Below are 12,528 nucleotides of genomic sequence, written 5' to 3' on the forward strand. Positions count from 1 at the left end.
GTCCGGCGTCCCGCCCCGCGGGTGCGGCCCCGGGGCGCCGGAAGCGCCAGCAGGCCGTCGCCCGGCTCGGCTAGGCTGCGCCCGTACGGCCCCACCACCCGACACACCGATCCCGAGGAGAGAGCCATGGCCGGCGAGCCGCAGCCCGACTGCCTGTTCTGCAAGATCGTGGCGGGCGAGATCCCGGCGACCGTGGTGCGCAAGACCGAGCGCACCCTCGCCTTCCGCGACATCGCCCCCAAGGCTCCCGTGCACGTGCTGGTGATCCCGCACGCGCACTACCCGAACGCGGCCGCGCTGGCCGCCGCCGAGCCGGAGACCGCCGGCGAACTGCTCGCCGAGGCGGGCGCGGTGGCCGCGGACGAGGGCATCGAGGACTACCGGCTGATCTTCAACACCGGTGCCGGCGCGGGGCAGACCGTCTTCCACGCGCACGTCCACGTGCTCGGCGGCATGTCGATGACCGAGCGCATGGTCTGACCGCAGGTGTCCCAGCGCGAACTCGTCGTCCTCGGCACCGCCAGCCAGGTGCCCACCCGGCACCGCAACCACAACGGCTACCTGCTGCGCTGGGACGGCGAGGGCCTGCTGTTCGACCCCGGCGAGGGCACCCAGCGCCAGATGCTGCACGCCGGGGTGACGGCCACCCAGATCACCAGGATCGCGGTCACCCACTTCCACGGGGACCACTGCCTGGGCCTCGCCGGGGTGATCCAGCGGATCAACCTCGACCGGGTCCCGCACCCGGTCGACGTCTACTTCCCGGCCTCGGGCGAGGTCTACTTCGAGCGGCTGCGGCACTCCACCGCCTACCACGAGACGGCCGTGCTGCGGCCCCGGCCGATCGACGAACCCGGGCCGCTGCCCGCGCCCGGCGCCCGCTTCGCGCTGGACGCCGTCCGGCTGGACCACCCGGTGGAGTCCTTCGGCTACCGGCTCTCCGAGCCGGACGGCCGGCGGCTGGTGCCGGAGCGGCTGGCCGCCCTCGGCGTGCGCGGCCCGGCGGTGGGCCGGCTCCAGCACGAGGGCGCGATCGAGGTGGACGGCCGCACCGTCACCCTGGCCGAGGTCAGCGAGCCGCGGCCGGGCCAGAAGTTCGCCTTCGTGATGGACACCCGGCTGTGCGACGGCGTGTACGCGCTCGCCGAGGGCGCCGACCTGCTGGTCGTCGAGGCGACCTTCACCGACGCCGACGCCCGGCTCGCCGAGGAGCACGGCCACCTCACCGCCGGGCAGGCCGCCAAGGCCGCCGCCGAGGCCGGGGTGCGCACCCTGGTGCTGACCCACTTCTCGCAGCGCTACCCGGACCTCGGCCAGCACCTGGCCGACGCCCGCAAGCACTTCGACGGGGAGCTGGTGCTGGCCGCCGACCTCGACCGGGTGCCGGTGCCGGCCCGCCGCCCGTCGTGACCGGCCCGGGGAACCGGAGCGGCACGGGAGAGTCCCGGCAGTGTCCCCGGTGAAAAAAATGGGCTCGCGCCGGCCTGCGATCTGCCGGAGCATCGTCGGGTGCGGCCCCGCCGCCCGCCACGGCGATCACGCTCGCGGCGTACCCTGGTGCCCCGGAGACACCCAGCGGCACCCGAGACCACGGATGGGATGAGGCAGGCCCCAGCGCCGACCTATGAGTGACACATCGCAGACCCGTACCAACGGACAGTCGCGCCCCGAAACGACCGACGACGGCCGTGTGAGCGCCCGGATCGTGATCCCCGAGAAGCACCCGATGGTCACCCTGCTCGGCACCGCGGACTCGCTGCTGCGCGTGATCGAGCAGGGCTTCCCCGCCGCGGACATCCACGTCCGCGGCAACGAGGTGACCGCCACCGGGGACCGGGCCGAGGTCGCCCTCGTGCAACGGCTCTTCACCGAGATGATGCTGGTGCTGCGCACCGGCCAGCCGCTGACGGAGGACTCCGTGGAGCGCTCCATCGCCATGATCCGCAGCCAGGACCCGGACAGCCCGGCGCCGTCGCAGGTGTTCACCGCGAACATCCTGTCCAACCGGGGCCGGACGATCCGCCCGAAGACCCTCAACCAGCAGCGCTACGTCGACGCGATCGACAAGCACACGATCGTCTTCGGCCTCGGCCCGGCGGGCACCGGCAAGACCTACCTGGCGATGGCCAAGGCCGTCCAGGCCCTCCAGGCCAAGGAGGTCAACCGGATCATCCTGACCCGCCCGGCGGTCGAGGCGGGGGAGCGGCTGGGCTTCCTGCCCGGCACCCTCTACGAGAAGATCGACCCGTACCTGCGCCCGCTGTACGACGCGCTGCACGACATGATGGACCCGGACTCCATCCCGCGCCTGATGGCGGCCGGCACCATCGAGGTCGCCCCGCTCGCGTACATGCGCGGCCGCACCCTCAACGACGCCTTCATCATCCTCGACGAGGCCCAGAACACCTCGCCCGAGCAGATGAAGATGTTCCTCACCCGCCTCGGGTTCAACTCCCGGGTGGTGGTCACCGGCGACACCAGCCAGATCGACCTCCCGGGCGGCACCCGCAGCGGTCTCAAGGTCGTCCAGGACATCCTGGCCGACGTGCCCGACATCCACTTCTCCGTCCTCACCAGCACCGACGTGGTCCGCCACAAGCTGGTCGGCCGGATCGTGGACGCCTACGAGCGCTGGGACGCCCGCCAGGAGGCGGAGGAGGCCGCCCCGGCGGACCGCAAGCCCGCCCAGCGGCGCCCCGGCAAGGCCACGGCGCCCCGCGCACCCCGCCAGTCCCATCGCACCGAAAGCTGAGCACACAGCCCGTCATGTCGATCGACATCGCCAACGAGTCCGGTTGGGAGGCCGACGAGGAAGCCATCCTCGACGTCGCCCGCTTCGCACTGGACAAGATGCGGATCCACCCGCAGTCCGAACTGTCCGTGATCCTGGTGGACAGTGCGGCGATGGAGGAGCTGCACATCCAGTGGATGGACCTGCCCGGCCCGACCGACGTGATGTCGTTCCCGATGGACGAGCTGCGTCCCGGCAAGGAGGGCGACGAGCTGCCGCAGGGCCTGCTCGGCGACATCGTGCTCTGCCCCGAGGTCGCCGAGCAGCAGGGCCTGGCGGCCCCCTCCAAGCACTCGATGGACGAGGAGCTGCAACTGCTCACCGTGCACGGCGTGCTGCACGTCCTCGGCTACGACCACGAGGAGCCGGAGGAAGAGGAGGAGATGTTCGCCCTCCAGAAGCGCATCCTGGACGACTGGCGGACGGGCCGGGGCCTCGGCGGCATCTCCCCGGCCCCCACCACCCACTGAGCGCGGAGCCCGAACCCCTGTGAGTGGTGAGAGTACGAGCTTCATCCTCGGTGCCGTGCTGCTGGTCGTGCTCGGCTGGCTGGCCGCGTGCGCCGAGGCGGGCATCTCCCGGGTCTCCCGGTTCCGGGCGGAGGAGGCGGTGCGCAGCGGTCGGCGCGGCTCCGCGCGGCTGCTGACCGTCGCCTCCGACCCGATCCGCTACCTCAACCTGGCCACCCTGATCCGGGTGGCCAGCGAGATGGCGGCGGCCGTCCTGGTCACCGTGGTGTGCGTGCGCAACGTGACGCCCACCTGGCAGGCCGTCCTGCTGGCGTTCGGCGTGATGGTGCTGGTGTCCTTCGTCGCGGTGGGGGTCTCGCCGCGCACGATCGGGCGCCAGCACCCGCTCACCACCGCGACGGCGGCCTCCTTCGTGCTGCTGCCGCTGGCCGCGGTGCTGGGCCCGATCCCGCGGCTGCTGATCCTGCTCGGCAACGCGCTGACCCCGGGCAAGGGCTACCGGGAGGGTCCGTTCGCCTCGGAGGCGGAGCTGCGGGCCCTGGTGGACCTCGCCGAGAAGGACGACCTGATCGAGGACGAGGAGCGCCGGATGGTGCACTCGGTCTTCGAGCTGGGCGACACCATCGTGCGCGAGGTGATGGTGCCGCGCACCGACCTGGTGATGATCGAGCGGCACAAGACCGTCCGGCAGGCGCTGACCCTGGCGCTGCGCTCGGGCTTCTCGCGGATCCCGGTGGTCGGCGACAACGAGGACGACGTGGTCGGCATCGTCTACCTCAAGGACCTGGTGCGGCGCACCCACATCAACCGGGAGGCGGAGTCCGAGGAGGTCGGCGCGGTGATACGGCCGGCCGTCTTCGTCCCGGACTCCAAGCCGGCCGGCGACCTGCTGCGCGAGATGCAGCAGCGCCGTTCGCACGTGGCGATCGTGATCGACGAGTACGGCGGCACGGCCGGCCTGGTCACCATCGAGGACGTCCTGGAGGAGATCGTCGGCGAGATCACCGACGAGTACGACCGGGAGATCGCCCCGGTGGAGGACCTCGGGGACGGCTCGTACCGGATCACCGCCCGGCTGCTGGTGGAGGACCTGGGCGAGCTGTTCGGCATCGAGCTGGAGGACGAGGACGTCGAGACCGTCGGCGGCCTGCTGGCCAAGCACCTGGGCCGGGTGCCGATCCCCGGCTCCTCCTGCGAGATCCCGCTGCCCGACCCGGTGGAGGGCGGCCTGTCCGGCATCCTGCTGACCGCCGAGTCCTCGGCGGGCCGCCGCAACCGGATCGGCTCGATGGTCGCCGCCCCCGTCCGCCGCACCGAGGACGCCGAGGAGCCGGCGGGCGAGTAGCGGGTGGGCGGTCGCCGAGCGACCATGGAGGGCATGACGCACAAACTTCGCGCGGAGTACGGCCCGCAGGGGGCGGCCGGCGGAGTCAAGTCCTGGCACGTGGTGCGGGACGAGGACCTGTCGGTGGCGCTCTGCGGCCGGACCATGTCCGACGACGCCGAGACGCGGCCCGAGGAGGAGTGGGGCACCGGGTTGCGCTGCTGCCAGCAGTGCGGCTCGCTCTACATGCACGAGGTGCCGCACATGCAGGGGAGCCACCCCTACAGCTAGGCACCCGGCTGGACCATGGCCGAGCTCTGGAGGTCGCCATGAAGCTGCAAGACGAACTGCCCACCGTCGACCGCCGGCTCGCCATGGTGTGGCGGGTCGGGGCGGGGCTCGGGGGGGTCTTCCTGATCGTGTTCGGGTGTCTGGGGCTGGCCGGCGAGCCGGGCTTCCTGGCCACCCACGGCGACCGGATCGCCGGGCTGTCGACCAACGGGGCGCTGAGCATCCTGTCCATCGTGGCGGGCGCGGTCCTGGTGCTGGGGGCGGTGGTCGGCGGGAACTTCGCGTCCAACCTCAACATGGCGGTGGGCGTGCTGTTCGTCCTGTCGGGCTTCTACGGCCTGACGGTGCTCGGGCGGCCGGACGCCAACATCCTCAACTTCCGGATGTCGAACGTGCTGTTCGCGTTCATCTTCGGCATCGTCCTGACGACCTTCGGCATGTACGGCCGGGTGAGCGGCCACCTGCCGCACGACAACCCGTACTGGCGGCAGCGGATCGAGCGCGAGGAGGCTCGGCCGAGCGGGGCCGCGAAGACCTTCGTCAAGGTCCTCAAGCCGAACCCGGGGCCCACCCACCCGGTCGGCCACTGAACGGCGCCGGGTGCCTATGCTCGGCGGCATGAGTGACATCGTCGAGCTCGACCCCGAAGACAAGAAGATCATCACCCTGGCCCGCTCGGTCCGCGCCCGCAACGGCGTGGCCGAGGGGGCCGCGGTGCGTGACGAGACCGGGCGCACCTACGTGGCCGGGACGGTCGCCCTGGAGTCGCTGCGGCTGAGCGCCCTGCAGACGGCGGTGGCGATGGCGGTGGCCAGCGGCGCCCGGTCGCTGGAGGCGGCGGCCGTGGTGAGCGAGGCGGAGCAGCCGGCCGAGACGGACCTGGCGGCCGTACGGGACCTGGGCGGGGCCGGGACGCCCGTGCTGCTGGCCGGGCCGGACGGGACGCTGCGGGTGTCCGCCGAGGCGCGCTGAGGCCCGTCGAGGGGCCCGTACGGGGCCGCCGGGGGCCGTTGGCGGGCCTTCGGCGGCCCCGCCGCGTGCCCCGTACGGCGCTGTCGGACGGCATGGTCTTGAAGCCCAGGCCTTGCAGATAATCTCACCGGGGGAGTGGACTCGGTGAGGGGACTGGGGCATGGGGGCGGTGGCGTTCTTCGCCGGGCTGGTGCTGTTCGTGATGGGGCTGGGCAAGTGGCAGGAGACCGGGTCCGAGCTCTGGCTGTACGGCTCGCTCGGCTTCCTGCTGGTGCTGGTGGTGGTCTCGCTGATCCCCACCTCCGGCAAGGGCGGGAAGGCCGGGAAGAAGGGCTGAGCGCGCCCCGGACACCCCCGCGGGGTGGGCCCGGACGGCGGGGCTCCGGTGATCAGGGAGAATGGAGCCCATGAATGCCCCTTCCTCCTCGTACCGCTCCGGGTTCGCGTGCTTCGTCGGCCGGCCCAACGCGGGCAAGTCGACCCTGACCAACGCCCTGGTGGGGACGAAGGTCGCGATCACCTCCGATCGCCCGCAGACCACCCGGCACACCGTGCGCGGCATCGTGCACCGCCCGGACGCCCAGCTCGTGCTGGTCGACACCCCCGGTCTGCACAAGCCGCGCACCCTGCTCGGCGAGCGCCTCAACGACCTGGTCCGCACCACCTGGGCCGAGGTCGACGTGATCGGCTTCTGCCTGCCCGCCGACCAGAAGATCGGCCCCGGCGACAAGTTCATCGCCAAGGAGATCGCCGGGATCAAGAAGACCCCGAAGGTCGCCATCGTCACCAAGACCGACCTGGTCGACTCCAAGCGCCTGGCCGAGCAGCTCATCGCCATCCACCAGCTCGGCATCGAGCTGGGCTTCGAGTGGGCCGAGATCATCCCGGTCTCCGCCGTCGGCGACAAGCAGGTCGAGCTGGTCGCCGACCTGCTCACCAAGCTGCTGCCGGAGGGCGACCAGCTCTACCCGGCGGGCGACCTCACCGACGAGCCCGAGCAGATCATGGTCGCCGAGCTGATCCGCGAGGCCGCGCTGGAGGGCGTGCGCGACGAACTGCCGCACTCGCTGGCCGTGGTGGTCGAGGAGATGCTCCCGCGCGAGGGCCGCCCGGCGGACCGCCCGCTGCTGGACATCCACGCCAACGTCTACATCGAGCGGCAGAGCCAGAAGGCGATCGTGATCGGCGCCAAGGGCGCGCGGCTCAAGCACGTCGGCACCACCGCCCGCAAGCACATCGAGGCGCTGCTCGGCACGCCGGTCTACCTGGACCTGCACGTCAAGGTCGCCAAGGACTGGCAGCGCGACCCCAAGCAGCTGCGCAAGCTCGGCTTCTGAACCCGGGCTCCCGACGAGGGAGTTCGGGCCGCCGGGAGGCCTGGGGCCCGTTCGGACGTTGTGCGTCCGGGCGGGCCTTCGCCGTGGTCCGGCCGTACGCGACGTCAGAAGGGTTACACCGCGATGGAGTTGCACACCCGGGAGTGGGGCAGCGGGGACCGGCTGGCCGTGCTGGTGCACGGCATCATGTCCGACCACCGCACCTGGCGGCTGGTCGGCCCGGCCCTGGCGGGGAGGGGCTACCGGGTGCTCGCCGTGGACCTGCGCGGGCACGGCGCCAGCCCGCGCGGCACCGGCGCCACCGCGCTGGAGCGCTACCCCCTGGCGGCGTACGCCGAGGACCTGCTGGAGAGCCTGCCGGCCGGCGTCGAGCTCGCGATCGGCCACTCGCTGGGCGGGATCGTCCTGGCGGACGCGGTCGAGCGGCTGAAGCCGGCCCGCGCGGTGTACGTCGACCCGGCCTGGCGGTTCGTCCAGACCGGGATGGACCCGCGGGTGATGGCGCAGCTTCGGCACCTCACCCGGGAGCAGGTCGTGGCGCTCAGCCCGACCTGGGAACCGGCCGACGTGGACGACGAGATCGCCGCCGCGGCCGCCTGGGACGAGGACTCGGCGCTGGCCCTGGCCGACCAGCGCTCGGACCTGCCGGCCGGGCCGGCGGTGCCCTCGCTGGTGGTCCTGGCCGACGGCAGCATGCTGGTGGACGCGGCGAGCGCCGAGGAGCTCACTGCCCGCGGCTTCGAGGTGCGCACCGTCCCCGGCACGGGCCACACCGTCCACCGGGACGACCCGGCCGGCTTCCTGGCGGCGCTCGACGGCTGGCTCTGACCGTGGGCTCCCTGGTGCTACGCGCCCTCGCGCAGCACCAGGGAGACCAGCTCGCGCTGCGAGTCGGTGAGCTTCGGGTCGGCGCAGTACACCGACCGGCCGTCGACGGTGATCTCGTAGTGGAAGCCGTCCGGCACCCCGTACGAGGGCGCGCGCAGCCCGCCCGCGACGGCCTCGCGGGCGAGTGCGTGCACGTGCGGGGCGTCCGTGCGGTCGGCGGTGTCGATCTCCGCCTGGCGGACGATCCCCGCGAAGCCGCCGGTCCGGGTCACCTGGATACGCATGGTGTCCATGGTGCTACCCGGGGAGGGGGTTTGCCGGGCTTTTCCCGGACCGTGACCTTAAGCCCGCCTCAACCCGGTCTCAACCACCCTTCAGGCGTACTCCCGGGGCCGTCCGCGGCCCCGCTCACCCCGGGCTGACCCCGACCTGCGCCCAGGAGGCCGTGACGGTGTCCACGACCGACCGGTCGTCGGGGTAGCGGGCCCTGGCGGCGGCCACGGTGGCCCGGGCGAAGGCGGTGAAGTCGGCGTCGGCGGGCAGCGTGCGCCCGGTCAGGGCGTCGTACCAGATCCGGCCCGCGCGCTCCCAGGCCGAGCCGCCGAGCGCGGTGGCCAGCAGGTAGAACGCGTGGTTGGGGATGCCGGAGTTGATGTGCACCCCGCCGTTGTCCTGGGCGGTGTCCACGTAGTCCCGCATGTGCGCGGGCTGCGGGTCCTTGCCGAGCCGCGGGTCGTCGTAGGCGGTTCCGGGCGCCTTCATCGAGCGCAGCGCCACGCCCTGGACGCCCGGGGCGAGCAGTCCGGCGCCGATCAGCCAGTCGGCGTCGGCGGCGGCTTGGCGCAGCGCGTACTGCTTGACCAGCGAGCCGAAGACGTCGGAGACCGACTCGTTGAGCGCGCCGGGCTGGTCCTGGTAGTCCAGTCCGGCGGTGAACTGGGTGACGCCGTGGGTGAGTTCGTGGCCGATGACGTCGACGCAGGCGGTGAAATCGCCGAACACCACGTTGTCGCCGTCGCCGAACACCATCTGGTGGCCGTTCCAGAAGGCGTTGTCGTAGTCGCGGCCGTAGTGGACGCTGGCGTCCAGCCGCAGGTCGCGGTCGTCGATCGAGTGCCGGCCGAAGACGTCGGCGTAGAGCGCGAAGGTGGCGCCGAGGCCGTCGTAGGCGTGGTTGACGGAGCTGTCGGAGGAGGCCGCGCGGCCCTCGGTGCGCACGGAGCGGCCGGGCAGCCGCTGGCCGTGGCCGGCGTCGTAGACGACCCGGTTGAGACCGGGGGCGGCGACGGGCGGGGCCGGGGAGAGGCGGGCCGCGCGGTGCGCCGCGTCGAGGGCCAGGGAGTGGACGGCGGGTTCGTGGCCGGCCTCGGCGAGGCGGTCCAGGACGAACGGCGGGACGATCGTGCAGAACGGTGCTGCTGCGGTCATGTTGCCCAGGGTGAGGCTTCGATGACCGGTTGTCACCACCCCCGGCACGACCGGTCGGCGTCTCAAGGAGTGGAACGGTGGCCCGGATCACTTCGGGGGCGCGCGGTGCTGGGTTACGCTGGGCCCATCATGCGCAACGGGCTGCTTCTTCTTAGCTGCCGCGTCGAGGGCCTGTAGTCCACTGGGGCCGGCACCCTCGCCGCGGGGAACGTGCTGTGCGCGCAATCGGCGATCCAAGGGTGTATCGCGAGCGGCAGCAGAGGCCGGCCAGTCGGTGTTGACCAGGTGTTGACCACCCCCGACCCGCCCGCACCACGCATCACAGGAAGCCGAGTCACCTCCATGACCGAGCAGAACTCCGCCGCGTCCGTCCCCGCCGGCCGCCCCTTCGTCGACCGCCCCACCCCGATCACCGCCGCCTCGGTGCGCCAGCAGCCCTCGGGCATGCGGCACGGGCGCTACCTGCCGTTCGGCACCGTCGACCTGCCGGACCGCACCTGGCCGGAGAAGGTGATCACCAAGGCGCCGCGCTGGCTGTCCACCGACCTGCGGGACGGCAACCAGGCGCTGATCGACCCGATGTCGCCGGCCCGCAAGCGCAAGATGTTCGACCTGCTGGTGGCCATGGGCTACAAGGAGATCGAGGTCGGCTTCCCCGCCTCCGGGGCCACCGACCACGCCTTCGTACGGTCGCTGATCGAGGAGGGGGCGATCCCCGAGGACGTCACCGTCTCGGTGCTGACCCAGGCCCGCGAGGACCTGATCGAGAAGACGGTGGAGGCGCTGGTCGGCGCCCCGCGGGCGACCGTCCACCTGTACGCCGCGACCGCGCCGCTGTTCCGCCGGGTGGTGTTCCGCAACGACCGGGCGGCCACCAAGGCGATCGCCACCGAGGGCACCCGGCTGGTGATGGAGTACGCGGAGAAGCTGCTGGGCGACGACACCGTCTTCGGCTACCAGTACTCGCCGGAGATCTTCGTCGACACCGAGCTGGACTTCGCGCTGGAGGTCTGCGAGGGCGTCATGGACGTCTGGCAGCCGGGCGAGGGCCGCGAGATCATCCTGAACCTGCCCGCCACCGTCGAGCGGGCCACCCCGAACGTCCAGGCCGACCAGTTCGAGTGGATGTCGCGCCACCTGTCCCGCCGCGAGTTCGTCTGCCTGTCGGTGCACCCGCACAACGACCGCGGCACCGCCGTCGCCTCCGCCGAGCTGGCCTACATGGCGGGCGCGGACCGGATCGAGGGCTGCCTGTTCGGGCAGGGCGAGCGGACCGGCAACGTCGACCTGGTGACGCTGGGGATGAACCTGTTCTCGCAGGGCATCGACCCGCAGATCGACTTCTCCGACATCGACGAGGTGCGCCGCACCGCCGAGTACTGCAACCAGATGGAGGTGCACCCGCGCCACCCGTACGCCGGCGACCTGGTGTACACCTCCTTCTCGGGCTCCCACCAGGACGCCATCAAGAAGGGCTTCGACGCCCTGGAGGCGGACGCGAAGGCGGCCGGGGTGCCGCTGGAGGAGCACACCTGGGGCGTGCCGTACCTGCCGATCGACCCGAAGGACGTCGGCCGCACCTACGAGGCGGTCATCCGGGTCAACAGCCAGTCCGGCAAGGGCGGCGTGGCGTACGTGCTGAAGAACGACCACAAGCTGGACCTGCCGCGCCGGATGCAGATCGAGTTCTCCCGGATCATCCAGGCCAAGACCGACGCCGAGGGCGGCGAGGTCAGCCCGGCCGAGATCTGGCGGGTCTTCGAGGACGAGTACCTGCCGACCACCGGCAACCCGTGGGGCCGGATCTCGCTGAGCGGTTCGCGCACCCTGACCACCGAGGACGGCCGGGACGCGCTGACCGCCGAGGCCCGGGTGGACGGCGTCCCGGTGACCCTGACCGGTACCGGCAACGGCCCGGTCTCGGCCTTCGCCGACGCGCTGGCCCGGATCGGCGTGGACGTACGCGTCCTGGACTACGCCGAGCACGCGCTGAGCGAGGGCGGCGACGCCCAGGCCGCCGCGTACGTGGAGTGCGCGGTGGACGGCAAGGTGCTGTGGGGTGTGGGCATCGACGGCAACACCGTGCTGGCCTCGCTGAAGGCCATGATCAGCGCCGTCAACCGCTCGCAGCGCGGCTAATTCGAACGGGTGGTATGCGAAGGGCCGTCCCATGGGGCGGCCCTTCGTCGTCCCCGCCCCGGATTGTGGCCTGCGCCACATTTTTTCGAATCGGAAGCCGTTCGAGGTACTGACACGTGCCGGTAACCGTGGCAACATCGATCCACCGGAAAGCCGGGTCGGTGGGACGGCCTCGGTGTCCGGTCGCGTGACCTGCCCATAGTCGAGCAGGCCGCCTGCCATGTCTGGGGAGTGGCGCCGTGACCAGGTTGTGGGGTGTTCGCCCGCGGTGGCGGACTGACGTTCTCGGTGACTTCTTCTGCCCGGGCTGCGGCGGGGACCGCAACTACCGCCGGCAGCACGGCCGGCGGTGGCTGCGGTTGCTGGGGACCCCGGTGGTCCCGCTCGGGCCGGTGCTCGGCAGCGTGCAGTGCACCAGCTGCCACGGCCGGTACGGCGTCGAGAGCCTGGAGCAGCCCACCTGCGTGCGCCTCGGCGCGATGCTGCGGGACGCCCAGTACACCATCGCGCTGGCCATGCTCGCGGCCGGCGGCACCGCCCACCGGGCGGCCCGCGAGGCGGCCTGCGCGGCGGTCCGCGAGGCCGGGTTCGAGGACTGCGGCGAGGCCCAGGTGCTGGCCGCGCTCGCCGCGCTCTCCGGGCTCGGCGGCGAGCTCTACCACGCCCACGACCTGGAGGCGCCGCCCGGCCGGGGGCTGGCGGAGGCCGGCGGCCTGGCCGTCGAACTGCACGCCGTGGTCGAACCGCTCACCCCGCACCTGGCCCACTCCGGCCGCGAGCGGCTGCTGCTGCAGGGCGCGGCGATCGCGCTGGCGGACGGCCGCTACCTGCCGCAGGAGCGCGAGGCGCTGGCCGCGGTCGGGCGCTGCCTGGACCTGCCGCGGTCCCGGGTCGGGGCGCTGCTGGAGGCGGCGACCAGGACGCCGTACCAGTAGCGACCGCCTCTCC

The 12,528-nt window shown here is 72.3% G+C and carries 15 protein-coding genes; 13 read left to right on the plus strand and 2 right to left on the minus strand.

What is annotated here, in order from left to right; translation table 11 throughout:
* Window positions 1-126: 126 nt before the first annotated feature.
* From ACFU7Z_RS01815 to ACFU7Z_RS01865, 11 genes are all read left to right on the plus strand, one after another.
* Window positions 127-480: a histidine triad nucleotide-binding protein gene (locus tag ACFU7Z_RS01815; protein WP_049651083.1), complete on the plus strand. Its 354-nt coding sequence runs from the start codon at window positions 127-129 to the stop codon at window positions 478-480.
* Window positions 481-486: 6 nt separating this feature from the next.
* Window positions 487-1,410, plus strand: coding sequence for a ribonuclease Z (locus ACFU7Z_RS01820; protein ID WP_117487723.1), 924 nt, complete (start codon window positions 487-489; stop codon window positions 1,408-1,410).
* A 316-nt stretch (window positions 1,411-1,726) separates the two neighbouring features.
* Window positions 1,727-2,752 (plus strand): PhoH family protein, encoded by a 1,026-nt coding sequence (locus ACFU7Z_RS01825; protein WP_380775337.1) that lies wholly within the window; start codon window positions 1,727-1,729, stop codon window positions 2,750-2,752.
* Window positions 2,753-2,766: 14 nt separating this feature from the next.
* Window positions 2,767-3,261 carry an rRNA maturation RNase YbeY gene (gene ybeY, locus ACFU7Z_RS01830; protein WP_049651086.1) on the plus strand — a complete coding sequence of 165 codons (495 nt, stop codon included), beginning with the start codon at window positions 2,767-2,769 and terminating at the stop codon, window positions 3,259-3,261.
* 19 nt (window positions 3,262-3,280) lie between these two features.
* Entirely contained in the window at window positions 3,281-4,606 is a 1,326-nt protein-coding gene (locus ACFU7Z_RS01835; protein ID WP_049651087.1) for a hemolysin family protein, read from the plus strand.
* Between the two features lie 33 nt (window positions 4,607-4,639).
* Window positions 4,640-4,876, plus strand: coding sequence for a hypothetical protein (locus ACFU7Z_RS01840; protein ID WP_063780135.1), 237 nt, complete (start codon window positions 4,640-4,642; stop codon window positions 4,874-4,876).
* Window positions 4,877-4,914: 38 nt separating this feature from the next.
* A complete protein-coding gene (locus ACFU7Z_RS01845; protein WP_049651089.1) occupies window positions 4,915-5,466 on the plus strand; it encodes a DUF4383 domain-containing protein in 552 nt (183 codons plus the stop codon).
* 28 nt (window positions 5,467-5,494) lie between these two features.
* Window positions 5,495-5,848 (plus strand): cytidine deaminase, encoded by a 354-nt coding sequence (locus ACFU7Z_RS01850; protein ID WP_049651100.1) that lies wholly within the window; start codon window positions 5,495-5,497, stop codon window positions 5,846-5,848.
* Window positions 5,849-6,008: 160 nt separating this feature from the next.
* Window positions 6,009-6,185, plus strand: a complete 177-nt coding sequence (locus ACFU7Z_RS01855; protein WP_158077653.1) for a hypothetical protein — start codon at window positions 6,009-6,011, stop codon at window positions 6,183-6,185.
* Window positions 6,186-6,255: 70 nt separating this feature from the next.
* On the plus strand, window positions 6,256-7,185 hold the full coding sequence (era, locus tag ACFU7Z_RS01860; RefSeq protein ID WP_049651090.1) for a GTPase Era: 930 nt from the start codon (window positions 6,256-6,258) through the stop codon (window positions 7,183-7,185).
* Window positions 7,186-7,308: 123 nt separating this feature from the next.
* A complete protein-coding gene (locus tag ACFU7Z_RS01865) occupies window positions 7,309-8,013 on the plus strand; it encodes an alpha/beta fold hydrolase (RefSeq protein WP_074000727.1) in 705 nt (234 codons plus the stop codon).
* 17 nt (window positions 8,014-8,030) lie between these two features.
* Here ACFU7Z_RS01865 and ACFU7Z_RS01870 read toward each other — a convergent pair whose 3' ends face one another.
* The gene (locus ACFU7Z_RS01870; RefSeq protein WP_049651101.1) at window positions 8,031-8,297 is read right to left on the minus strand and encodes a protealysin inhibitor emfourin; all 267 of its coding nucleotides are present in this window, start codon (window positions 8,295-8,297) and stop codon (window positions 8,031-8,033) included.
* A gap of 124 nt (window positions 8,298-8,421) precedes the next feature.
* Window positions 8,422-9,441, minus strand: a complete 1,020-nt coding sequence (locus tag ACFU7Z_RS01875; protein WP_380775299.1) for a M4 family metallopeptidase — start codon at window positions 9,439-9,441, stop codon at window positions 8,422-8,424.
* 342 nt (window positions 9,442-9,783) lie between these two features.
* Between ACFU7Z_RS01875 and leuA the strand changes: the two genes are divergently transcribed.
* Window positions 9,784-11,580, plus strand: coding sequence for a 2-isopropylmalate synthase (gene leuA, locus ACFU7Z_RS01880; RefSeq protein ID WP_375876395.1), 1,797 nt, complete (start codon window positions 9,784-9,786; stop codon window positions 11,578-11,580).
* A gap of 359 nt (window positions 11,581-11,939) precedes the next feature.
* Complete coding sequence (locus tag ACFU7Z_RS01885) at window positions 11,940-12,515, plus strand: TerB family tellurite resistance protein (RefSeq protein WP_380740156.1); 576 nt, start codon at window positions 11,940-11,942, stop codon at window positions 12,513-12,515.
* Window positions 12,516-12,528: the final 13 nt, after the last annotated feature.

It is taken from the genome of Kitasatospora sp. NPDC057518, from assembly GCF_042802075.1.
Taxonomy (GTDB): Bacteria; Actinomycetota; Actinomycetes; order Streptomycetales; family Streptomycetaceae; genus Kitasatospora.